A 21,361-nucleotide genomic window follows, 5' to 3' on the forward strand; every position below is an offset into this window, starting at 1 on the left:
GCCGTCTCAGGCCCGCTCGGCCGCCGGCGCCGGCGCCGGATCGGGCACGGCGACGCGGAGGGCGGCGGTCAGGGCGCGGACGGTCGGCAGCGGCAGGGCGGTCACGCGCAGGGCGTCCGCCCGCAGCGGCCGACAGTGCCCGCAGGCCGCCAGGTTGACCACGTGCGGCCCAGCCGGGACGCGGCCGCCCGCCGCCGGCGCGGGGAGGGTGGCCGTGACCGGTACGGGGTCGAGGTCGGGCACCGGCGGCAGCACGCCCAGCACGAGCGCGACGTGCGCCGCGAGCCGCTGCACGACCGGCCACCCGTGCGGCACGGCGTCCGCGCCCGGGCCACCGTTCGCGTCCAGGCCCGCGCCCGCGCCCGGGCTCACCGGCACGCCCGCGAAGCCGCCGGTGTCCGGCCGCGTGGCCAAGGCCGGGTTCAGGGCCCGGGGTGGCTCCGACTCCTCGCCGGTCCGGCGGGTCGGCGAGGGCTCGGGCCCGACCCCGTACCCCAACACCCGGCACAGCGCCCGCGCCTCGTCCAGGGTGAACGCGTCCAAGTCCACGGTGTCCGAGACGGTGGCCCGGGCCGAGTGGGGGAGTGAGTGGCGGGCCAGGGAGTGGGACAGGGACAGGGCGAGCCGCCGGGCGGGCGCCACGTCGAGCACGAGCGCCGCGAACCGGGCCGCGTCGTGCGGACGGTCGAACGTGACGATCGCGTGCGCGCTCGGCTCGTGGTACTCGGAGGTCCCGACCCGCGCCCGCACCGCCCGCCGGTCCAGGAGGGCGACGAGGGAATCGGGGGAACGGGTCAGCTCGGGGTGCCACAGCGGCCCGTCACCGTGCTCGATCAGCACCTCCACCCGGTGCCGCGCCCCGCGCCGCACCCCGACGAAGCTCCGCATCCCGGCCGCCGTCAGGGCCCGTCCCAGGTCCCGGCCGGCCTCCCGGACCTCGGCCTCGGTGGGGTCGGACGGCTCTTCGCGTTCACGGTGTTCGGTCATCGGCTCGGTTCCGGGGTCGGGAGGGCGGACAGGGCGGGGGCGGACAGGCGCAGGACGAGGGAGCGGGCGGCGGTCAGGCGGAGGGTGGCGGGGTCGGTGAACGGGACGAAGGCGAGGCCGTCGGCGTCGCCGTCGTCGCCGGGCTCGGGCCGCCCGGTCACGGGGTCGTGCCGCACCCCGAGCACCCCCACCGGCTCCACGTGCCGGGCACGGAGCGGGAAGTGAGCGGCGCCGAGGGAGGGGCAGGCGGTCACGGCGGCGTGGGCGTGCGCGGCGCACAGGGGCGGGTGGGTGGTGTCGACCCACCCGGGCCACGCGGCCCGCGAGGGCGGCGAGCCGGGCAGCAGCCACAACACCCCGGCGTCGGACCGGTCCGGGGGCCCGCCGCAGGAGGAGCAGAGGCGCCGGTCGGCGCGGTCCCAGAGGAGGGCGGGGTCGGGACGGTGGTGGTCGTGGACGGTGGCGGGGTCGGGTCGTTCGCGCAACACCGGGTACCAGCGGTCGAGTTGGGCCGTGCGCGGAGTCCCGTCCGCGTACCGGATCCCGTCCGCCCCGAGGACGAGCGGGCTGGGTGAGGTCATGGTTGCTCCATGTGGGTGAAGCTGAGGTAAAGGGTGAGAGCTGCCGACGACCGTGGCCTCAGCGCCCGACGGGATCCACGCACGGGCACCTGCACTTCGGCCATCACGCAGGGCGATGCGTGATCAAGAAATGACGACTAGTCAGTGTCTTGCTGCACTCATGTTGCTCGCTTTGGCGGTGCGCGCGCAATCTGTTCCGCCAAGTTTGGCGGTACGAACTTCTGCTTGATTGCACATCAGTTCGGTGATGCGTAGCGTCGAGAACGTGTCACACTGCGGCCATGACGCAGACGGAAGCGCTCCCGCCGCAGAGAGGCGCGAAGCAGGCGCAGAAGCGTGCGACGCCTACCATCAAACGGCGCCGCGTCGGTGCCCAATTGCGCCACTACCGGGACCTCGCAGGGCTTTCCTCGGTCGCGGCCGCACGCAAGGTCGGTATGGACAACACGCGCTTGGCGCGCGTTGAACGCGGGACGTATCGAATCAGCGCGGCAGAGGTTCGCGATCTGGCGACTGCGTACGGGGTCAGTGATGATGTGGCGATCTCGGGGATAGCCGAGGCGGCGGAAGAGCCGGCGAGTGTGGGCTGGTGGCACCCCTACAAGGATGTTGCCGGGCAAGCCCTGCTCGACTACATCGCCCTGGAGTCGGAGGCCATGCGGGTTCAGATCTGGGCGCCGAGCATGGTGCTGGGCCTGCTGCAGACTCCCGCATATGCGCGCGAGGTGATCCATACCTCGGTGACGCCGACGATTCAGGATCGGCTGGAGCGGCTGGTGGCTCTACGGATTGCGCGACAGCAGGTCCTGACGCGCCCTGGAGCCCCTCTGGAGTGCGAGTTCCTTGTGCCGGAGTCCGCGTTCCACACCAGGTTTCGTGGCGGCCCGTCTGTCATTAAGGACCAGCTGCGGAGGTTGCTTGATGTATCCGAGGCAGAACACGTGACGCTTCGGGTGGTCGAACTGGCCGCGCCACCCCATTCCGGACACGTGACGTTCACCAACCTCTTCTTCAGGCATCCGTGGCGTCCCTTGGTCAGCTTTGACAACCAAAGTGGCGGGAACCTGGCTGAGGATGACCGCACTGTCACCAACTCGGTTGCCACATTTGAGCAGATCGCCTCGCTCGCGCTTTCCGTGGATGATTCACGGAAGTTGATCACCCGATACCTGGAAGGGACGCAGAAATGACCGCAGGTCGCAGCGAACTCCGTTGGCGGAAGTCGTCGTACAGCACGGAGAACTCTGACAACTGTGTGGAGACGGCCTCGTTGGGGTGCGCCGGTGTTGCAGTACGGGACTCGAAGTGTGTCGGTGCAGCCGGGTATGACGTGGTGACTGTCTCCGCAGCCTCTTGGGAAGCCTTCGCGCGGTACATCGCGCTGTAGAGGAGGCCAGGTGGCAGTCCAACAAGCGACCTGTAGCGGGCAGTGGTTCAAGTCGTCGTACAGCGGGGAGCGCGGCGGCGACTGCGTGGAGGCGTGTTTCCACCTCAACCGGATTTCCGTGCGGGACTCCAAGCGTGTCGGTGAGGCCGGAGACGGCATGGTGGCTGTCTCGGCGGCCTCTTGGGAAGCCTTCGCGCGGTACATCGCGCTGCAGAGGAGGCCAGGTGGCAGTTCAGCGAACAATCGGCAGCGGGCCGTGGCTCAAGTCGTCCTACAGCGGGGAACACGGCAGTGATTGCCTGGAAGTGTGCCGGCGGCCCGGGGTAGTGGGTGTGCGGGATTCGAAGTGCGTCGAGGAGGCCCGGTACGCCGTGGTGACTGTCTCGGGGGCTTCCTGGGAAGCCTTTGCACGGTACATCGCGCCGTAGAGGAGGTCAGGTGGCAGTCCAACGAGCGACCTGTAGCGGGCAGTGGTTCAAGTCGTTCTACAGCGGTGAGGGCGGCAGCGACTGTGTGGAGACGCGGATGGGGACCGACTCGGTCGCCGTGCGGGACTCGAAGTGCCTGGGGGCATCCGCGTACGACGTGGTCACCGTCTCCGCCGCGTCCTGGGAGGTGTTCGCGCGGTACGTCGTGCTGTAGGGGCGGGCGGTGCTCCGGGGCGGGGTGGGGCCTCGGGGCTGCCGGCGGCATGGGCTCCAGGTGGTCGGATCGCTCCGGGCTCGGTGGGTCGGGGCGCGGGGCGGTTCGGTCGGAGTTCTGGCAGGGGCCGGCGAGGTGCGGGCGGGGCGCACGGCGTCGCGGGGAGCAAATGGGTCGACAGTGGGCCTCGGCGACCGGCACAGTGGTCGGCCGTGACGAGCAGTGAGCTGTGGACCCGTGCGACCGCCGACCGTTACGACGCCGAGGAGACCGTGATGTCCTCCGCGGCCGTCCTCGAACCGACCCTCGACTTCCTCGCCGAGCTCGCCGGGGACGGCCGTGCCCTGGAGTTCGCCATCGGCACCGGACGGGTGGGGGTACCGCTCCGGGCACGTGGCGTGCCGGTGGTGGGTATCGAACTGTCCGAGCACATGGCGGCGGTGCTGCGGCGCAAGGTCGACGAGGACACCCTGCCGGTGGTCATCGGGGACATGGCCCGCACCGTCGTGCCCGGCGCGTTCACCCTGGTCTACCTCGTCTACAACACCATCACGAACCTCCTGACGCAGGACGAGCAGGTCGCGTGCTTCCGCAATGCCGCCCGGCATCTGGAGCCCGGTGGCCGGTTCGTCGTCGAGTTGGGCGTGCCGCCGTTGCGGTTTCTGCCGCCCGGGCAGGTCGCGGTGCCGTTCGACGTCTCCGAGCGGCATCTCGGCTTCGACACCTTCGACCTGGTCGCGCAGGTGCTCGTCTCGCACCACCTCACCCGCGACGGCGACGACGGCCGCTACCGCCGCGAAAGCTCCCGGCACCGGTACGCCTGGCCGGCGGAACTCGACCTGATGGCGCGGATCGCCGGCCTCGAACCGGAACGTCGGGTCGCGGACTGGGACGGGTCGCCGTTCACCCAGGACTCCGCGAAGCACGTCTCCGTGTGGCGCAAGCCGGCCGCCTGAGACCGGCCGACGGGGCCGTCGGCGTCGACCGTGCCCGCCCTGAACTCCCCTCGTGAGTCCGGGTGCTGCCGCCTCGATGCCGAGGGGAGTCGGGCCCGGGACGGGCAGCGTCTCGATTACGGTCGGCCGCCTCCGGGGCGGAAACCCGAGCAACGAGGACATGGTGCGCGAGGGTGTGACGGAGGCCGCGACGTATCGGGCGGCCGGGATCGTGGGAACGTGAAGCGGTCCGGTCCGGGGTTTCGGCCGGGGGGTTCTCCGTGCTGCGGAATTCCGGGGGGGTGGGGGGTGAGAGCGGTGGGTGGTGAGGGATACGGGTGCAGGGCGTCCGATTCCGGGTCACGCCGTACGGGGCCCGGACGAGGGGCGTGCTGACTCCGCTGTGGGAGCGGTGGGGGTTGGGCTTTGGGCTTTGGGTGTTGGGTTCGGCGTCGGTGGGGTCGGGACGCGATGCTCCGGCGGTCGGCCGAACGGCGTGCCCCCCGTGTAGGCCCGGCGGTGTGGTCGGCAGGGCGGGGTGGGCGGAGTACCCCCGTGATGTCGGCTCGGGGCGGATGGGGCCGGTGGTGGAGGTGCGGGTGGTCACGCCCGGGTGGGGGCGTGGCGGCGGTGTCACGAGCTGCGGGTGCCGGCCCGCCCCCCACGCTGCCGGAGCGGCGGGGGAGCGGGTGGCGTGAGGGGCACGGTGGGCGGGCGCGGCCCGGGGCCGGGCGGTACGTGAACCCGCCGTGCCACGGGGGACTACGAACTGGGGGAGCAGACGGTGTACACCCGGAACCTCGAAGTGCTTGCCGCGCCGTTGGGGGTGACCGCGATCTTGAATGCCTTCGCGGTGCTGTCCGGGTAGGCGTCCTGGACGATCGCATCCCCGGAACCGACACCCGAGCGGTAGTACCCGCCGCCGCTCACCGTGGTGCCGTCCGGGCACACGGGGCCGGTGATGGTCGTGTTGCCCGTGGAGTTGAGAGGGGTGTCAGGACCGGTCAGGATCTGCGGGGCCCTGGTGGGCCCGGCCGGGCCGGTGGCGCCCGTCGCTCCGGTGGCGCCCGTGGCTCCCGTGGGTCCGGCGTTGCCGGTGGCGCCGGTCGCGCCGGCCGTTCCCGTGGCGCCCGTGGGCCCGGTCGGGCCCATGGCCCCGGTCGCCCCGGTCGCCCCGGTCGCCCCGGTCGCCCCTGTGGCTCCGGCCGCACCCGCCGCGCCGGTGGCACCCGCGGGGCCGGTGGCTCCGGTCGCTCCGGTCGGGCCTGCGGCGCCGGTGGCACCGGCAGCGCCGGGAGTGCCCGCTGCGCCGGTGGCGCCGGTGGGCCCGGTCGCTCCCGTGGCTCCGGTTTGGCCGGTGGCCCCGGTGGGACCTGCGGAACCGGTGGCGCCCATGGGGCCGGTGGGACCGGTGGCTCCCGTGGCTCCCGTGGCCCCGGTGGGACCTGCGGAACCGGTGGCGCCCGTGGGGCCGGTCGCTCCGGCGGGACCTGCGGCGCCCGTGGCGCCCGTCGCGCCGGCCGTTCCCGTGGCACCAGTGGCACCGGTCGTGCCGGTCGTGCCGGTCGCCCCAGCGGCGCCCGCGGGACCGGTGGCCCCTGTGGCACCCGTCGCCCCTGCGGGGCCGGTGGCGCCCGTCGCGCCTGTGGCTCCGTTCGCACCGGTGGCTCCGGCGGTCCCCGTGGCTCCGGCGGGACCTGTGGCTCCGGTGGGGCCCGCCGCTCCGGTGGCGCCCGTGGCGCCGCTCGCTCCCGTGGCCCCGGTCGGGCCGGTGTCGCCCTTGGGGCCGCGCAGGGCGTCGCGTTCCTCGGGGGTGGCGGTGGTCGGATTCCACGTGGCACCGGTGGGCCCGGTCGGGCCCGTGGCGCCCGCGCCTCCCGTCGCGCCCGTCGCGCCCGTCGCGCCGGTGGCGCCCGTCGCGCCGGGAGTGCCCGCTGCGCCCGTGGCCCCGGTGGGGCCGGTGTCGCCCTTCGGGCCGCGCAGGGCGTCGCGTTCCTCCGGGGTGGCGGTGGTCGGGTTCCACGCCGGGCCGGTGTCGCCCGTGGCACCCGTGGCACCGTTCGCGCCGGTGGCACCCGCCGTGCCCGCGGCGCCCGTCGGCCCGGCCGCGCCGGTGGCGCCCGAGGCTCCGGCGGGGCCGGTCGGGCCGGTGGCTCCCGTGGCGCCCGCCGGGCCGGTGTCGCCCTTCGCTCCCGTGGCACCCGCCGCCCCGGTGGCGCCCGCCGGACCGGTCGGGCCTGCCGGGCCCGTGTCGCCGCGGAGTTGGTCGCGTTCCTCCTGGCTCGCGTCCGAGGGCTTCCAGGCGGGGCCGGTCGCGCCCGTGGCACCTGCGGGACCCGTGGGACCGGCCGGGCCCCGGTCACCCTTCGGGCCGGGTGTGCCCGGCGCCCCGGCCGGGCCCCGGTCGCCCTTCTCCCCCTTCTCGCCCCGGTCTCCCTTGTCCCCCTTGTCGCCCTTCGGGCCCTTCTTGCCGCCGCCGTCGGCGTCACACCACGGCACGTGCCCCTTGGCGTGCACGTAGCGGGCGCTCATGAACCCGTCGCGGCCCTCCAACCGGTACCAGATGTTGTTGCCGTCGACGTCCTGACCGGTCTTCTTGCAGGCCAGGGGCACGTGCTCCCCGGGCTCGTACGAGCCGAGCCTCGCCGACTTCGTCGTCGGGGCGCTGCGCACGTACTGGCCGATGCGTGAAGTGACCTTTCCTCCCGTCGCCGCCGCCGCGGGGCCCGCGACGGGCAGCAGACAGGCCAGGGCGGCGCCCATGGAGAGGGCGCCCAACACGAGGGGTCTGACGGTGGAGGGGGTGGTGCGGTTCGGCGTGGTGAACACGAGGTTCATCTCCCGGGGAGCGGTGGGAAAGGGGGAGGCGGGACGGTCGGCACCCTAGGCCGGGGGTTCGTCGCGCGACCCGTGAGCGTCAACGTGTCAGCACCCTCCGCGCCCTAACGGCGTCCTCGGTTCCATCGGGCGTCCCATTCGTGGGATGAACGCCGTGTGCCTGCCGTGGGGCGGACGTGTCTCGGCGGTCACGGAGCCGGCGGGGTCGGGTACACGCAGAACGGTCGTTCCGGGCCGCAGGACGGGCCCCCGCCCGCCGGCTGCCGGCCCCCTGGCCCCGGCCCCCGGCCCCCCCCGATCGGGGGTTGCGGGATGTGGACGGGTGGGGCTGACGGCGTTCCACACCGTCCAAGCGCGTCGCGGCCGTGCGATCCGGGCGACGGCCGAGCGGCGGTCGGCGGATCGGGGCCGGGGCCTCGCCGGGGGCCGTGTACCGGTGTGTCAGGGCAGGGTGGCTCGGCGGCGCCGCGCCCGGGCTGCGCCCTTGGCCGCCGTACCGGCACCCGCCCCCACGTCCGGCGGCCGGAGCGGACCGTGTCGGCTCGCCGGGTATCGGCGCTGCCCACGGCCCCTCCGCGGCCTGCGGGTACGGGGTGGCCCCGGTCGCCGTCGCCCCGTCCCGCACCCGCACCCGCGCCCGGGTTCCGGGCCGCCGATGACGTTCGTCGGTCGGGCCCGTCGGCGGACGGGAGGGGGTTGTCGCCGGACGCCGACGCTGCCAAGGGCCCCGTCCTGACCGCTGGGTGGGAGGTCGCCCCGGTCGCCGTCGCCCTGCCCCGCACCGGCCGCCCGGTCCTCGGATCCCGGGTCGTCCGTGACGGTCGGGTCGTCCGTGACGGTCGGGTCGCCCGTGACGGGCGGGCCAGTCGGGGCGGTTGTGACGGTCGCCGGTCGGGGCGGGCGGCGGAGGGGGAGGGGGCTCGTGGTCCTGCCCCGGCGCCCGCCCGTTCCCCCTCGTCCCTCGCCCCTCGTCCCCGGCGCGCCGGCGCGGGTCGGGGTGTTGGCGGGGGCGTTGTTCGGTGTGGGTCCGTTCAGCGTGGGGCCGGCCGGGATCGCTCCCCGGGGCGGGGCGGGGGCGGGCCCCACACCGACCTCGCCCTCAGTTCGGCTGGTGCCAGAGGGGGAAGTACGCGCCCTCCACGCCCGAGCCGCCCGTGTACGTGTCGCGGCCCGCCCACCGGAAGCGGTAGCGGTTCAGCTCCCGCGTGGGCACCCGCGCCGTGAGGGTGTCCGCGTCGACCCCGCCCGCGAGGAGGCTCTTCGGCTTGACCGTGGACTTGGAGGCCACCGACCGCCAGGCGTCCGCGGCCTCGTCGTACCGTTCCAGCGTGCTCGTCACGTTCACCGCGAACGTCGCCAGGCCGCTCAGCCCCGAGGCCCCGATGTGCACGTCGGCGGTGACCCTCGTCATGCCCTCGCCGTCCGCCGCCGTCGTCACCGTCGCGTGGCCGGTGAGGTAGTGGTTGAGCGGGGTGTCGCGGCCCGGGTAGCTGCCCTTGCGTTCGCCCGTGGCGGGGTCGCGGACCGTGCCGGGGCGATAGTCGTCCATCGGGGGCGGCACCACCAGCACCCGGCGCCCCCCGACCGAGGCCCGCAGCACGTGCACGGTGCCGTCCGGGCTCTGCACCGTGTACCGCCAGTCCAGCGCGTGGTCGATCAGGGCCGCCCGGGGCAGCGTGTACGTCAGCGACACCGGTTCGGCCGGATCGCTCCCCTTCACGTCGATCTCGGCCCGGGCCTCCTTGCGCACGACGACGGTGAACGCGCCGTTGACGTCCCGCGCCTGCACCTTGATCTCGCCGTCCGCCCGGTGCGCCTGCGCCCGTCGCCACACGCCGTCCGTGTCCCGGGCCACCGCCACGCCCCGGACCCGGGCGGTGAGCTCCACCCGTGACGGGTCGCCGGCCACCGGGGCGAGGTCGACGACGAGTTGCGCGTCCGTCCGCCACCCGTCCAACCTGTCGGAGCCGCCGAGCAGGTGCCAGACCACCTTCACCCGGTCCCCGGCCGGATCCGCGAGGCGCAGGGCCCCGTAGGTGACGGTGGCCGGCTCGATCTGCGCGGTCCGGGCCTTGCCCTCCGGCCCCGTCGCGTACTGGGGCTCGCGGACCCACGTCGTGTGGGCGTCGGCGTACGCGGTCCGGACGGCCCGCTGCACGTCCGCCTCGCGGTACCCGGCCTCGCCCGTGAACTCGACGCCGGCCTCCCGCACCTGCCGCGCGGAGAAGAGCGGTCCGGTGACGATCGTCGCCGCCGCGTAGGCGTCCACCTCGCCCGGGAGCCGCTTGGTCTCGGCGCTGTTGAGGTCCTTCAGCCCGGCGACCAGCGCGTCCCCGGCCTGGCGCAGTTCGGCGTACAGCTCCGGGGTGAGGGAGGCGACCTGCACGGAACGGTGCCTTATCGCCGCCGACTTGAGGTAGGTGTCCAGGTCCGGGTGGGCGGCCACGCCCTTCAGGGCCTCGACCAGCCATCCGTGCAGGGCCGCGCCCAGCGAGTTCCAGGTGTAGGCGCCGGCCTTGTGCGACCACCACGGCACCAGGGCCACGATGGCCCGCACGGCCGGGGCGGTCTCGGGGGAGGCGTGGGGCAGGGCGCTGCGCGTGAGGTCGAAGCGCTCGTAGGGCGTGCCGGTGCCCGCCGGCTCCTCGGGGGCGGGGAGGACGGGCTCGGTGGTCGTGTCCAGCGTCAAGACGGAACTCCTGTGCGTCACGGGGGATGCGCGAACGGTGATGATCGTCTTCAGTAGGCCGGCCTTCGTCCCGCCCCGGAACGCGGTTTTCGGTCTCGTCGGCATTCCGTGCCGCGCGAGGGGGCCCGGGTCGCGGGGCCCCGGCGGATGCGGCCTTGGTCCCCGGTTCCGGGCATTCCCGGAACCCGCTTGTCGCCTCGTCCCCGGCGAACCGATGATCGGTGCACGACGTGAACAGTGGGGAGGACGCGCGTGCGCGACGGATCCGGGCGTCCTTCGGCGGGGGACGGCGCACGTCGCGCCCCGGGGCCGCCCGGTTGCCTGCCCCTCGGGCTCGTCCTGCTCGCCGGGCTCGTCTACGCCGTGGGGTGCTCAAGACCGGTTTCCTGGCGTGGGCGACACCCACCGACATCTGCGCGACCGCGGAGCGGTGGACATCCGGTACCCCGGTGGAGCGGATCGAACGGAGCGCGGTCCCGTTGCGCGGGACCTGCCACTGGGTGGACGGGACCACCACGGAACTGGTGCCCGTGCTGGTCAACCCCCTCGTCTGCGTGCTGCTGCTCGCCGCCGCGGCCTGTGCCGGCGCTCTGGTCCGGTCCGCCCGCCGGACGTGCCCGCCCGCTCGTCAGTTGGGGTGGGTGGGGGACCAGGTGAGTTCGCCGGCCGGGATGGACGGCAGGTGTTTGATCAGGGACGATTCCGTGCGCAGGATGCGGAGTTCCTCCGCGAGGCGGGTCGCCGTGTCCGGGGCCTGGAGGAGGCGCTGGCGCGTGGGCACGTCGAGCATCGCCGCCGCCGCGACCAGGTACGAGAGCACCGAGGGTTCCTCCGGCAGCTCCACCGCGCTGGTGACCGTGCGCTCACGGGCCCCCGCCAGCCGCTGCTGGTAGGTGCGGAACGCCCGCAGCACGCCCTCGGCCAGCGCGCCCGCCTCGTCGCCGTCCGCGTCCTGGAGCTCCTCCAGCTCCGCCGTCAGGTACGGGCCCGAGGAGTCCACGGAGACCAGGCGGGCCCGGGTGGTGCCGGTCGCCAGGATCTCGAAGCTGCCGTCCGCCCGCTCCCGCACGCTGGTGGCGTCCGCGACGCAGGCCACCGCGTGGAAGCTCTTGATCGGGTCCGCGCCGAAGCCCGCCGCCGGACCCTTCTCGGGCAGCGAGGTCGGGTCGGGCAGCCCCGGCATCGTCAGCGCCACCTCCCGGCCGTCGCGGATCGCGACGACCGCGAAGCGGCGCGGCTCGTCGTCGGCCGCCTTCAGCAGCTCGCGCATCATGGCGCGGTAGCGCTCCTCGAACACGTTCAACGGGAGCAGCAGCCCCGGGAACAGCACCGTGTTCAGGGGGAAGAGGGGTAGACGAAGGGTGGTCACCGGCACAGACTAGTGCGCCGGCAGCCCGGACCGGCCCGGCTTTCACCGGCGGCGTATTTCGGCCCGGACACGCACCGGCGCCACCCCCGTCACGTGCGTCTCAGCAGCCGGGTCGCGCCGGCCGCGACCGTCGTCGCCAGGATCCAGCCGAGCAGCACCAGCGCGACCGTCGCCCACTGCCACGCCCCCGTCATCAACCAGCGCCCCTCCTGCCCCAGGTCGATCACCGGCAGCAGCAGGTCCAGGGCGTAGAGGAAGGGGTTCCACTCCGGGGCCTCGTCCGCCTTCAGGGGCGGCGGGACGTGCCGCGAGAAGGCCAGGGCGCCGACCGCCCACAGCACCGCCATCCACAGCGCCGCCCGGCCCGGCCGGTACCCGTACGCCACCGTCCCGTCCTGCACCCAGCCCCAGGTGCGGGCCGCGAGCGGCAGGCCCGTGCGCCGGCGCCGCTGCTTGGCCAGCAGCACCTCCCGCGCGTCCCGGTCCTCGCCGTCGGCCCGCAGCACCGCCGCGAGCCGTTCGTACGGCTCCGGCGAGTACTCCGGCGTCGCGTTCGCCAGCCACTCCAGCCGCGCCGCCAGCCCGAACGGGCCGCGCGGGGCCAGCGCCGCGTACGAGAACCCGCCGAGCGCCACCCGCCCCGGGCCCGGCCAGCTCCACGCCCGGTCCACGAGCTTGCCGACGGTCGCCCCCGACAGCACCACCCGCCCCTTGTCCGGCCGCTCCCCGACGAACCGCAGCTCCGCCGTCTGGATCCGGCGCAGCGAGATCTCCTGGTCCGGGCCGAGGGCGAACCGGGCGCCGAAGAAGTCCAGCGCGTCCCCGAACCGCCCGTCGTCCAGCCGCAGCCCGCCCCGGCACTCGAACCGCCGCACCCGACGGTCCGGGCCGCCGCTCGCCGAGCCCGGATCGGTGACGGCGGGGGAGCGGGTCGTGCCGTACGGCGGGGTGATCGTGTCCTCCGGACCCGGACCGTACGAGACGGAGGTCAGGGAGAGGGTGCGGCCCACGGTCAGCGACGGCGCGTTCAGGGCCCGTCGGCCGCGCGGGTGCGAGATCAGCGCGCCGCGCACGCTCATCGACCCGCCGATCGTCGCCCCGCGCAGGCTGACCTCCCCGTAGGCGCGCAGCAGGTCCGCCTGGAGGTCCTGGGCCACGGTCAGACCGTCCGCCGTCAGGGCCCGGCCGCGGGCGTCGCGGCGCAGCCGGGCGTCGGTGAGGAGCAGGTCGGTCCCGATGTGCGCGTCCGTGAGCCGCACGCCCCGCGCCACCCGGCAGCCGGGCAGGTGCAGGTCCCCGCCGGCCTGGAGCCGGGAGGCGTCGAGGCGCACGAGCGCGCAGTGCACCAGCCGCAGGGTGCCGCAGCGGGTCTCGGACAGTTGCAGCTCGCTGTCGAACCGGCACGCCCGCAACTCCACGAACGGTGCCACCGTGCCGCCCGACAGGTCCAGCCGGTTCGTGATCAGTGCCCCGCGCAGCTTGAGCGCGGCGACCCGGCCGGGCACGGGCGGCGGGCCGTGCAGCAGGAGCAGGGCCAACACCTCGGCGCGCACGGTGCGTTCGGGGCCCCAGGCCGCCGGGCCGTGCGGATCGTCGCGGTCCTCGAAGCCGTTGCCGCCGTTGCCGCCGGGGGAGGACGGGGACGGGCGCGGGTCGGCCGAGAGCCCGGATCCGCCGCCGGGACCTTGGCCGTAGTCGCCGACGGCGAGGCGGGCGCGCCGGGCCGTCGCGGCGGTCAGGTCGCAGAGGGACCCGGTCCGGAACGCGTGCCACAGGCGCTGCTCGGGGGCGGTCCAGTGGGCGGGCGGCCGGGTGGGGTCGGAGGGCTCGGCCGGGAGCGCGGGATCGGCGGAGCCCATGGCGCGACCGGACCGCGCACCGGGCGGCCGCCCGGTGGGACGGTCGCCCGCGCGGCCGCGTCCGTCCCGGGCCTCACGGGTGTCCGGCGAGTCCTCCCGGTCGCGGTCCGAGCCGACGCCCCCGTCCGGGCGGGGGCGCGGGGTGGGCACGGGCTCGGTGGAGCCGGTGGGACGGTCGCCCGCGTGGCCGCGTCCGTCCCGGGCCTCACGGGTGTCCGGCGAGTCCTCCCGGTCGCGGTTCGAGCCGACGCCCCACCGCTCCCCGCCCCCGTCCGGGCGGGGGCGCGGGGTGGGCACGGACTCGGCGGAGCCGGTGGGACGGTCGCCCGCGCGGCCGCGTCCGTCTTGGGTGTCGGAGGCGTCCGCGCCGTCGCGGTCCCGGTCCGAGCCGGAGTCCCACCAGCCCCCGCTTTCGTCCGGGCGGGGGCGCGGGGCGGGTACGGGGCCGGGGGCCGTGCGGGGGTCGGGGCGGTCGGCCCGGGCTCGGGGGCGTGGGGTGGACGCGTCGTCGGCGGGTGCGCCTCCGCCGGACCTGCCGACCCGCACGCCCGGCGGCGTGCCGGCCCGACGGTCGGGGCGGGGCAGGGGGCGCGGATCCACGCGTGGATCCGGTCGCTCGCCCCGCGCGCTCCCGCGTCGGTCCACCGGCCCGTCCGCCCGCCCGTGCCCCCGCCCCTGCTCGTCCCCGAACCCGACACCGGCCCCGAAGGCGGTCCCGCCGCCAGGCCCGCGAACGGGCTCGGGTCCACGCGCGGGCACCGCCCGGGTTCCGGGTTCGCCGGGGATGCCGGAGCCGTCACCGGCCCCGGTCCCACCACGGGTTCCGGCGCTGCCGCCGGCGTCGACCGTGCCATCGGGGGCGACCCCGCGACGGGTCCCGGCGCCGCCCGCCGCGGGCCCGCCCTCGGCGTCGGCTCCCGGGTGGGCCCGGGGACCGCCACGGGCTCGGGTCGCCTCGGAGGGTGGCCCGCCGCCGACCCCGGCGCTGCCGCCGGAGCGGGTCCCGGGCCCGCCGGTCGCCGGGCCTGTTCGAGGACCGGTGAGGGGCCCGGCCTCGCCGGGTGAGGCCGCGTCACGGCTGTCACGGCTGTCGCGGCGTCACGGCCGTGACCGGGTCCCGGCCCGTGCCCGGGCGTGCCGGGGGGCCCGGAGCGGGTGGTGGGTTCGGGTACGGCGTCCGTCGTCGGGCGGCCGCGCTCGGTTCCGCCGCCGGCGGGGTCGGCGGCGGATTCCTCCCGAGGGCGGGTCCGGCCGGCGGGCCAGGTTCCCCCGCCGCGCGCCTCCCGGCCCCCGCCGCGCGCCTCCCGGCTCGCGCTGCTGCCCGCGTCCCGGCTCGCGCTGCTGCCCGCGTCCCGGCTCGCGCTGCTGCCCGCGTCCCGGCTCGCGCTGCTGCCCGCGTCCCGGCTCGCGCTGCTGCCCGCGTCCCCGCTCGCGCTGCTGCCCGCGCCCCGGTTCGCGCTGCTGCCCGCCTCCCGGTCGCCGTCGCCGTGTGCGGCGCGCGCCGGAGGTGTGGCGGTCGGGGTCGGGTGGGGTTGGTTCTCGGGTGGTTCCGTGGCGTGTGTGTCGCCGTCGCCCGTGGTCATGCGTGCCCCTCTCCGGCCCCCTGTCCCGACCCCTGTCCGGGACACCGACACCCGAGCATGGGCCATCGCGGACCGTTCAACGGCCTTTCACACGGCCGAAGTCCGAAGTGCGCGCCCGGTCGCGCCGGCGTGCGCGGGGTCGTGGGGGTGGGAGCGCAGGTCGGGCCCGGGGGAGGGGCGCCGGGACCGGGACCGGGGTGCGGGCGGGCGGCCGGCCTGATCGCTCCCGTCCCCACGCCGCCCTCCGCCCCACCCGACGGCCCGGCACGCCCTACCACCGCGACCACGTGAGGGCCGGACAGGGGGCGGGGCCTTGACCGCGCCGTCCGGGGCCCTTGGCCCCCGGCCGGGTTCCGGCCCCTGGCCTCGGCCCCGAGCCGGGCCCCCGGCCTTGGCCCCAAGCCGGGCCCCGGCCTTGGCCCCGAGACGGGGCCTCGGCCTCCGGCTTCCGGGCCGGGCCCCGGCCTCCGGACCCTCGGCTCCCGGCTCCCGGCTCCCGGCACCGGCTCCCGGCCCCGGTGCCGGGAGCCGGTGCCGGGCCCCGCCTTCGCCGCCGCTCAAGGCCCGGCAGGGGCATGTCAGTGTGGGGTGGGTGCTTCCGGGGGTGGGGGGCGTGTGGCGGGTGGGGTGCGTATCAATCGGTGATACGGGCGAACGGTGCTCCGGGCCGGTCTGAGAGAATTGGAGGGTGATCTCTCGTATCGACCTGCGTGGCGCCGCCCTCCCCCAGGGTGCCGCTCTGCGCGATCTGCTGCCCCGTGCCGAGTTCGACGTCGCCGCCGCCCTGGACAAGGTGCGGCCGATCTGTGAGGACGTCCATCATCGGGGCACGGCGGCGTTGATCGAGTACGCGCAGCGGTTCGACGGCGTCACCCTGGAGCGCATCCGCGTTCCCGCCGAGGCCCTGACCAAGGCCCTCGCGGACCTCGACCCCGAGGTCCGCGCCGCGCTGGAGGAGTCGATCCGGCGGGCCCGGCTCGTGCACTCCGCGCAGCGCCGCGCCACCCACACCACCCAGGTCGTGGCCGGTGGCACCGTCACCGAGAAGTGGGTGCCGGTGGAGCGCGTCGGGCTGTACGCGCCCGGCGGGCTGTCCGTCTACCCCTCCTCCGTGATCATGAACGTGGTCCCGGCGCAGGAGGCCGGCGTCGAGTCCATCGCGCTCGCCTCCCCGCCGCAGCTCGCCTTCGACGGCCTGCCGCACCCCACGATCCTGGCCGCGTGCGCCCTGCTCGGCGTGGACGAGGTGTACGCCGCCGGTGGCGCCCAGGCCGTCGCGATGTTCGCGCACGGCACCGAGGAGTGCGCCCCCGCCAACATGGTGACCGGCCCCGGCAACATCTGGGTCGCCGCCGCCAAGCGCTACTTCACCGGCAAGATCGGCATCGACACCGAGGCCGGCCCGACCGAGATCGCGGTCCTCGCGGACTCCACGGCCGACCCGGTGCACGTGGCCGCCGACCTGATCAGCCAGGCCGAGCACGACCCGCTGGCCGCCGCCGTCCTGGTCACCGACTCGGAGGAGCTGGCCGCCGCCGTGGAGCGCGAACTGGTCACCCAGGTCGCCGCGTCCAAGCACGTCGAGGACCGGATCAAGCCCGCCCTCGCCGGCCGGCAGTCCGCGATCGTGCTCGTCGCCGACCTGGAGGACGGCCTGAAGGTGGTCGACGCGTACGGCGCCGAACACCTGGAGATCCAGACCGTCGACGCCTCCGCGTGGGCCGACCGCGTCCGCAACGCCGGCGCGATCTTCGTCGGGCCCTGGGCCCCGGTCTCGCTGGGCGACTACTGCGCCGGCTCGAACCACGTGCTGCCCACCGGCGGCTGCGCCTGCCACTCCTCCGGCCTGTCCGTCCAGTCCTTCCTGCGCGGCATCCACATCGTGGACTACACCCGCGAAGCCCTCGCCGACGTGACCCACCACGTCGTCACCCTCGCCGAGGCCGAGGACCTGCCGGCGCACGGCGCCGCCCTCAAGGCCCGATTCGGATGGAAGGTCCCCGGCAAGTGAGCACCGACCACCGCACCACCGGTCCCGAGCGCGAGATCGGGATCGACGACCTGCCGATCCGCGAGGAACTGCGGGGCAAGTCCCCCTACGGCGCGCCCCAGCTCGACGTGGCCGTCCGCCTGAACACCAACGAGAACCCGCACCCGCTGCCCGAGGCCCTCGTGGCCCGGATCGCCGAACGCGTCGCCGAGGCCGCCCGCGACCTCAACCGCTACCCCGACCGCGACGCCGTCGAACTGCGCACCCGGCTCGCCGAGTACCTCACCCGCACCGGCCGGCACCCCGTCGCGACCGCCAACGTGTGGGCCGCCAACGGGTCCAACGAGGTGCTCCAGCAGCTCCTCCAGACCTTCGGCGGGCCCGGCCGCACCGCGATCGGCTTCGAGCCCTCCTACTCGATGCACGCCCTGATCGCCCGGGGCACCGGCACCGACTGGATCTCCGGGCCCCGCCGCGCCGACTTCACCATCGACGTGGACGCCGCCCGCGCGGCCATCGCCGAACACGCCCCCGACGTCGTGTTCATCACCTCCCCCAACAACCCCACCGGCACCGCCGTCGAGGCCGAGACCGTCCTCGCCCTGTACGAGGCCGCGCAGGCCGCGAAGCCCTCGCTGGTGGTCCTGGACGAGGCATACGTCGAGTTCAGCCACCGGGACTCCCTCCTGCCGCTCCTGGCGGGCCGCCCCCACCTCGTGGTCTCCCGGACCATGTCCAAGGCGTTCGGCGCCGCCGGACTGCGCCTCGGCTACCTCGCGGCCCACCCGGCCGTCGTGGACGCCGTGCAGCTCGTGCGCCTGCCGTACCACCTGTCGGCCGTCACCCAGGCCACCGCGCTCGCGGCCCTGGAGCACACCGACACCCTGCTCGGCTACGTCGAGCAGCTCAAGGCCGAACGCGACCGGCTCGTCACCGAGCTGCGCGCCCTGGGCTGCGAGGTCACCGACTCCGACGCGAACTTCGTGCAGTTCGGCCGGTTCGAGGACTCGCACACGGCCTGGCAGGCCATCCTCGACCGGGGCGTCCTGGTCCGGGACAACGGAGTACCGGGATGGCTGCGGGTCACCGCGGGCACCCCGGCGGAGAACGACGCGTTCCTGGAAGCGGTTCGCGCGATGATCAAGGAGCAGCAGGCATGAGCCGCATCGGACGGGTCGAGCGCACCACCAAGGAGACCTCCGTCGTCGTCGAGATAAACCTCGACGGCACGGGCAAGGTCGACGTCTCCACCGGCGTCGGCTTCTACGACCACATGCTCGACCAGCTCGGCCGCCACGGCCTCTTCGACCTCACCGTCAAGACCGAGGGCGACCTGCACATCGACACCCACCACACCATCGAGGACACCGCCCTCGCCCTCGGCGCCGCCTTCAAGCAGGCCCTCGGCGACAAGGTCGGCATCTACCGGTTCGGGAACTGCACCGTGCCGCTGGACGAGTCCCTCGCCCAGGTCACCGTCGATCTCTCCGGCCGCCCCTACCTCGTGCACACCGAGCCCGAGAACATGGCGCCGATGATCGGCTCCTACGACACCACGATGACCCGGCACATCTTCGAGTCCTTCGTGGCCCAGGCCCAGATCGCCCTGCACATCCACGTCCCCTACGGCCGCAACGCGCACCACATCGTCGAGTGCCAGTTCAAGGCCCTCGCCCGCGCCCTGCGCTACGCCGCCGAACACGACCCGCGCGCCGCCGGCATCCTGCCCTCCACGAAGGGCGCCCTGTAGCCGTGACCGGCCTCTCCACCATCCTCATCGTCGTCGGCCTGTTCCTCCTCGGCGGCGTCTGGTCGTTCAAGAAGCAGGGGATGCCGAAGTCCGTCATCATCCTGCTCGCGGGCAGCTCCGCCCTGTGCCTGGCGGCCGGTGTCCTGCGTCTTCAGGGAGTCTGGGAATGAGCGCGGTGAGCCCCACCAAGAAGGTCGTCGTCTTCGACTACGGCTTCGGCAACGTCCGCTCCGCCGAACGCGCCCTCGCCCGCGTCGGCGCCGACGTCGAGATCACCCGCGACTACGACAAGGCCATGGACGCCGACGGACTCCTCGTCCCCGGCGTCGGCGCCTTCGAAGCCTGCATGAAGGGCCTCAAGGACGCGCGCGGCGACTGGATCGTCGGCCGCCGCCTCTCCGGCGGACGCCCCGTCATGGGCATCTGCGTCGGCATGCAGATCCTCTTCGCGAGCGGCGTCGAACACGGCGTGGAGACCGAGGGCCTCGACGAATGGCCCGGGGTCGTCGAACCCCTCAAGGCACCCGTCGTGCCCCACATGGGCTGGAACACCGTCGATGCCCCCGCCGACAGCCAGGCCTTCGCCGGGCTCGACGCCGACGCCCGCTTCTACTTCGTGCACTCCTACGCGGTGCGGCGCTGGGACCTGGAGGTCACCAACCCCGTCATCCGCGCCCCGAAGGTCACCTGGGCCACGCACGGCGAACCCTTCGTCGCGGCGGTGGAGAACGCGGCCCTGTGGGCCACCCAGTTCCACCCCGAGAAGTCCGGTGACGCCGGCGCCCAGCTCCTCACCAACTGGATCGAGACCCTCTGATGGCGACCCCGACCCCGAACCTCCTCGAACTGCTGCCCGCCGTCGACGTCCGCGACGGCCAGGCCGTCCGGCTCCTGCACGGCGAGTCCGGCAGCGAGACCTCCTACGGCTCCCCCCTCGAAGCGGCCCTGTCCTGGCAGGCCGCGGGCGCCGAATGGCTCCACCTCGTGGACCTCGACGCGGCCTTCGGCACCGGCGACAACCGGGGCGTCATCGGCGAGATCACCGCCGCCATGGACATCAAGGTCGAGCTCTCCGGCGGCATCCGCGACGACGCGACCCTCGCCGCCGCGCTCGCCACCGGCTGCACCCGCGTCAACCTCGGCACCGCGGCCCTGGAGACCCCCGAGTGGGCCGCCAAGGCCATCGCCGAACACGGCGACAAGATCGCCATCGGCCTCGACGTGCGCGGCACCACCCTGCGCGGCCGCGGCTGGACCAGCGAGGGCGGCGACCTGTACGAGACCCTCGCCCGCCTCGACTCCGAGGGCTGCGCCCGCTACGTCGTCACCGACATCGGCAAGGACGGCACCCTCACCGGCCCCAACCTGGAGCTGCTGCGCAACGTCTGCGCCGCCACCGACCGGCCCGTCGTGGCCTCCGGCGGCGTCTCCTCCCTCGACGACCTGCGCGCCCTGGCCGGCCTCGTGCCGCTGGGCGTCGAGGGCGCCATCGTCGGCAAGGCCCTGTACGCGAAGAACTTCACCCTCGGAGAGGCCCTGAAGGCGGTGGCCGGCGCATGAGCGAGGCATCCGACAGTGTGCGGCGGATCTCCTCCGGGGGGCCCTGGGAGGACGTGATCGGGTACTCCCGCGCCGTCGAACTCCCCGGCGGCCTCGTCCTGGTCTCCGGCTGCACCTCCGTCGTCGACGGGGCCATCGCCGCCGGCAGCCCCTACGAGCAGGCCGGCAACGCCTTCGGCGTGGCCCTCAAGGCACTGGCCCAGGTCGGCCTCGGCGCCGACGACGTGGTCCGCACCCGCATGTACCTCACCCACGCCCGCGACGTGGACGAGGTGGGCCGCGCCCACAAGGAACTCTTCGACACCGCCCGCCCCGCCGCCACCATGGTGATCGTGGCCGGGCTCATCGACCCCAGCCTCGTCGTCGAGGTCGAGGTCGAGGCCTACCGCCGCCCCGGCACCGCCGGCGGGACGGAGGCCGCGCGATGACCCTCGCCGTACGCGTGATCCCCTGCCTCGACGTGGACAACGGCCGCGTCGTCAAGGGCGTCAACTTCCGGAACCTGCGCGACGCGGGCGACCCCGTCGAGATGGCCAAGCTGTACGACGCCGAAGGCGCCGACGAGCTGACCTTCCTCGACATCACCGCCTCCAGCGGCAACCGCGAGACCACCTACGACGTGGTGCGCCGCACCGCCGAGCAGGTGTTCATCCCGCTCACCGTCGGCGGCGGCGTGCGCACCGCCGACGACGTGGACAAGCTGCTGCGGGCCGGCGCGGACAAGGTCGGCGTCAACACCGCCGCCATCACCCGCCCCGACCTGATCCGCGAGATCGCCGAACGCTTCGGCCGGCAGGTCCTCGTGCTCTCCGTGGACGCCCGCCGCACCGAGACCGGCACCTTCGAGGTCACCACCCACGGCGGTCGCCAGGGCACCGGGATCGACGCCGTGGAATGGGCCCACCGGGCCGCCGAACTCGGCGCCGGCGAAATCCTGTTGAACTCCATGGACGCCGACGGTACGAAGGACGGCTACGACGTGGAGATGATCGCGGCCGTGCGCGCGCACGTCACGGTCCCGGTCATCGCCTCCGGCGGCGCCGGCCGGCTCGCGGACTTCGCACCGGCCGTCGACGCGGGAGCGGACGCGGTCCTCGCCGCCTCCGTCTTCCACTTCGGGGACCTGCGGATCGGTCAGGTCAAGGACACACTGCGGGCGTCGGGCCACCCGGTCCGGTAGGACACCACCGG

Annotated in this window: 20 protein-coding genes; 14 read left to right on the plus strand and 6 right to left on the minus strand. The window is 74.8% G+C overall.

The features are described from left to right. Positions 1–6 precede the first annotated feature (6 nt). Positions 7–987 (minus strand): hypothetical protein, encoded by a 981-nt coding sequence (locus tag ACN20G_RS20295; protein WP_424215697.1) that lies wholly within the window; start codon positions 985–987, stop codon positions 7–9. After that, entirely contained in the window at positions 984–1,568 is a 585-nt protein-coding gene (locus tag ACN20G_RS20300) for a hypothetical protein (RefSeq protein WP_424214218.1), read from the minus strand. Before ACN20G_RS20300 ends, ACN20G_RS20295 begins: the two co-directional genes overlap by 4 nt. A gap of 281 nt (positions 1,569–1,849) precedes the next feature. On the opposite strand from ACN20G_RS20300, the gene ACN20G_RS20305 reads away from it, so the two are divergent. The 6 genes from ACN20G_RS20305 to ACN20G_RS20330 all read left to right on the plus strand — a co-directional run bounded on the left by ACN20G_RS20305 (position 1,850) and on the right by ACN20G_RS20330 (position 4,553). Beyond that, on the plus strand, positions 1,850–2,758 hold the full coding sequence (locus tag ACN20G_RS20305) for a helix-turn-helix domain-containing protein (RefSeq protein ID WP_424214219.1): 909 nt from the start codon (positions 1,850–1,852) through the stop codon (positions 2,756–2,758). After that, positions 2,755–2,955, plus strand: coding sequence for a DUF397 domain-containing protein (locus ACN20G_RS20310; RefSeq protein WP_424214220.1), 201 nt, complete (start codon positions 2,755–2,757; stop codon positions 2,953–2,955). The genes ACN20G_RS20305 and ACN20G_RS20310 overlap by 4 nt, the downstream gene beginning before the upstream one ends. 10 nt (positions 2,956–2,965) lie before the next feature. After that, positions 2,966–3,250: a DUF397 domain-containing protein gene (locus tag ACN20G_RS20315; protein WP_424214221.1), complete on the plus strand. Its 285-nt coding sequence runs from the start codon at positions 2,966–2,968 to the stop codon at positions 3,248–3,250. Continuing rightward, on the plus strand, positions 3,180–3,383 hold the full coding sequence (locus ACN20G_RS20320; RefSeq protein WP_424214222.1) for a DUF397 domain-containing protein: 204 nt from the start codon (positions 3,180–3,182) through the stop codon (positions 3,381–3,383). The genes ACN20G_RS20315 and ACN20G_RS20320 overlap by 71 nt, the downstream gene beginning before the upstream one ends. Before the next feature lie 10 nt (positions 3,384–3,393). Next, the gene (locus ACN20G_RS20325) at positions 3,394–3,597 is read left to right on the plus strand and encodes a DUF397 domain-containing protein (RefSeq protein ID WP_424214223.1); all 204 of its coding nucleotides are present in this window, start codon (positions 3,394–3,396) and stop codon (positions 3,595–3,597) included. Between the two features lie 212 nt (positions 3,598–3,809). Further along, positions 3,810–4,553 (plus strand): class I SAM-dependent DNA methyltransferase, encoded by a 744-nt coding sequence (locus ACN20G_RS20330; RefSeq protein WP_424214224.1) that lies wholly within the window; start codon positions 3,810–3,812, stop codon positions 4,551–4,553. A 741-nt stretch (positions 4,554–5,294) separates the two neighbouring features. On the opposite strand, the gene ACN20G_RS20335 is transcribed toward ACN20G_RS20330, so the two are convergent. From ACN20G_RS20335 to ACN20G_RS20350, 4 genes are all read right to left on the minus strand, one after another. Further along, positions 5,295–7,361 carry a spore surface glycoprotein BclB gene (locus tag ACN20G_RS20335; RefSeq protein ID WP_424214225.1) on the minus strand — a complete coding sequence of 689 codons (2,067 nt, stop codon included), beginning with the start codon at positions 7,359–7,361 and terminating at the stop codon, positions 5,295–5,297. 1,108 nt (positions 7,362–8,469) lie between these two features. After that, positions 8,470–10,059, minus strand: a complete 1,590-nt coding sequence (locus ACN20G_RS20340; protein WP_424214226.1) for a hypothetical protein — start codon at positions 10,057–10,059, stop codon at positions 8,470–8,472. 628 nt (positions 10,060–10,687) lie between these two features. After that, a complete protein-coding gene (locus tag ACN20G_RS20345) occupies positions 10,688–11,428 on the minus strand; it encodes an LON peptidase substrate-binding domain-containing protein (protein WP_424214227.1) in 741 nt (246 codons plus the stop codon). Positions 11,429–11,517: 89 nt separating this feature from the next. Further along, positions 11,518–13,287: an oxidoreductase gene (locus ACN20G_RS20350; RefSeq protein ID WP_424215604.1), complete on the minus strand. Its 1,770-nt coding sequence runs from the start codon at positions 13,285–13,287 to the stop codon at positions 11,518–11,520. A gap of 2,271 nt (positions 13,288–15,558) precedes the next feature. On the opposite strand from ACN20G_RS20350, the gene hisD reads away from it, so the two are divergent. Genes hisD through hisF form a run of 8 tightly spaced genes read left to right on the plus strand, consistent with a single transcriptional unit; the run spans position 15,559 to position 21,350 of the window. Further along, a complete protein-coding gene (hisD, locus tag ACN20G_RS20355) occupies positions 15,559–16,881 on the plus strand; it encodes a histidinol dehydrogenase (protein WP_424214228.1) in 1,323 nt (440 codons plus the stop codon). Next, positions 16,878–18,020 carry a histidinol-phosphate transaminase gene (locus ACN20G_RS20360; protein ID WP_424214229.1) on the plus strand — a complete coding sequence of 381 codons (1,143 nt, stop codon included), beginning with the start codon at positions 16,878–16,880 and terminating at the stop codon, positions 18,018–18,020. The genes hisD and ACN20G_RS20360 overlap by 4 nt, the downstream gene beginning before the upstream one ends. Continuing rightward, positions 18,017–18,610, plus strand: a complete 594-nt coding sequence (gene hisB / locus ACN20G_RS20365) for an imidazoleglycerol-phosphate dehydratase HisB (RefSeq protein ID WP_424214230.1) — start codon at positions 18,017–18,019, stop codon at positions 18,608–18,610. Before ACN20G_RS20360 ends, hisB begins: the two co-directional genes overlap by 4 nt. 2 nt (positions 18,611–18,612) lie before the next feature. Then, on the plus strand, positions 18,613–18,780 hold the full coding sequence (locus ACN20G_RS20370) for a hypothetical protein (protein WP_424214231.1): 168 nt from the start codon (positions 18,613–18,615) through the stop codon (positions 18,778–18,780). After that, the gene (hisH, locus tag ACN20G_RS20375) at positions 18,777–19,427 is read left to right on the plus strand and encodes an imidazole glycerol phosphate synthase subunit HisH (RefSeq protein WP_424214232.1); all 651 of its coding nucleotides are present in this window, start codon (positions 18,777–18,779) and stop codon (positions 19,425–19,427) included. The genes ACN20G_RS20370 and hisH overlap by 4 nt, the downstream gene beginning before the upstream one ends. Further along, positions 19,427–20,170 (plus strand): bifunctional 1-(5-phosphoribosyl)-5-((5-phosphoribosylamino)methylideneamino)imidazole-4-carboxamide isomerase/phosphoribosylanthranilate isomerase PriA, encoded by a 744-nt coding sequence (priA, locus tag ACN20G_RS20380; protein ID WP_424214233.1) that lies wholly within the window; start codon positions 19,427–19,429, stop codon positions 20,168–20,170. The genes hisH and priA overlap by 1 nt, the downstream gene beginning before the upstream one ends. Continuing rightward, on the plus strand, positions 20,167–20,598 hold the full coding sequence (locus ACN20G_RS20385) for a RidA family protein (RefSeq protein WP_424214234.1): 432 nt from the start codon (positions 20,167–20,169) through the stop codon (positions 20,596–20,598). Before priA ends, ACN20G_RS20385 begins: the two co-directional genes overlap by 4 nt. Beyond that, complete coding sequence (gene hisF, locus ACN20G_RS20390) at positions 20,595–21,350, plus strand: imidazole glycerol phosphate synthase subunit HisF (protein WP_424214235.1); 756 nt, start codon at positions 20,595–20,597, stop codon at positions 21,348–21,350. The genes ACN20G_RS20385 and hisF overlap by 4 nt, the downstream gene beginning before the upstream one ends. The last annotated feature ends 11 nt before the right edge of the window (positions 21,351–21,361 follow it).

This window comes from Streptomyces dryopteridis, assembly GCF_049606955.1.
In the GTDB taxonomy this organism is placed as follows: Bacteria; Actinomycetota; Actinomycetes; order Streptomycetales; family Streptomycetaceae; genus Streptomyces.

Excerpts from the sequence above, each read along its gene's own strand:
- ACN20G_RS20295 (WP_424215697.1), bottom strand. The coding sequence starts at position 987 with ATGACCGAACACCGTGAACGCGAAGAGCCGTCCGACCCCACCGAGGCC.
- ACN20G_RS20300 (WP_424214218.1), bottom strand. The coding sequence starts at position 1,568 with ATGACCTCACCCAGCCCGCTCGTCCTCGGGGCGGACGGGATCCGGTAC.
- ACN20G_RS20305 (WP_424214219.1), top strand. The coding sequence starts at position 1,850 with ATGACGCAGACGGAAGCGCTCCCGCCGCAGAGAGGCGCGAAGCAGGCG.
- ACN20G_RS20310 (WP_424214220.1), top strand. The coding sequence starts at position 2,755 with ATGACCGCAGGTCGCAGCGAACTCCGTTGGCGGAAGTCGTCGTACAGC.
- ACN20G_RS20350 (WP_424215604.1), bottom strand. The coding sequence starts at position 13,287 with ATGGGCTCCGCCGATCCCGCGCTCCCGGCCGAGCCCTCCGACCCCACC.
- hisB (WP_424214230.1), top strand. The coding sequence starts at position 18,017 with ATGAGCCGCATCGGACGGGTCGAGCGCACCACCAAGGAGACCTCCGTC.
- hisH (WP_424214232.1), top strand. The coding sequence starts at position 18,777 with ATGAGCGCGGTGAGCCCCACCAAGAAGGTCGTCGTCTTCGACTACGGC.
- priA (WP_424214233.1), top strand. The coding sequence starts at position 19,427 with ATGGCGACCCCGACCCCGAACCTCCTCGAACTGCTGCCCGCCGTCGAC.
- ACN20G_RS20385 (WP_424214234.1), top strand. The coding sequence starts at position 20,167 with ATGAGCGAGGCATCCGACAGTGTGCGGCGGATCTCCTCCGGGGGGCCC.
- hisF (WP_424214235.1), top strand. The coding sequence starts at position 20,595 with ATGACCCTCGCCGTACGCGTGATCCCCTGCCTCGACGTGGACAACGGC.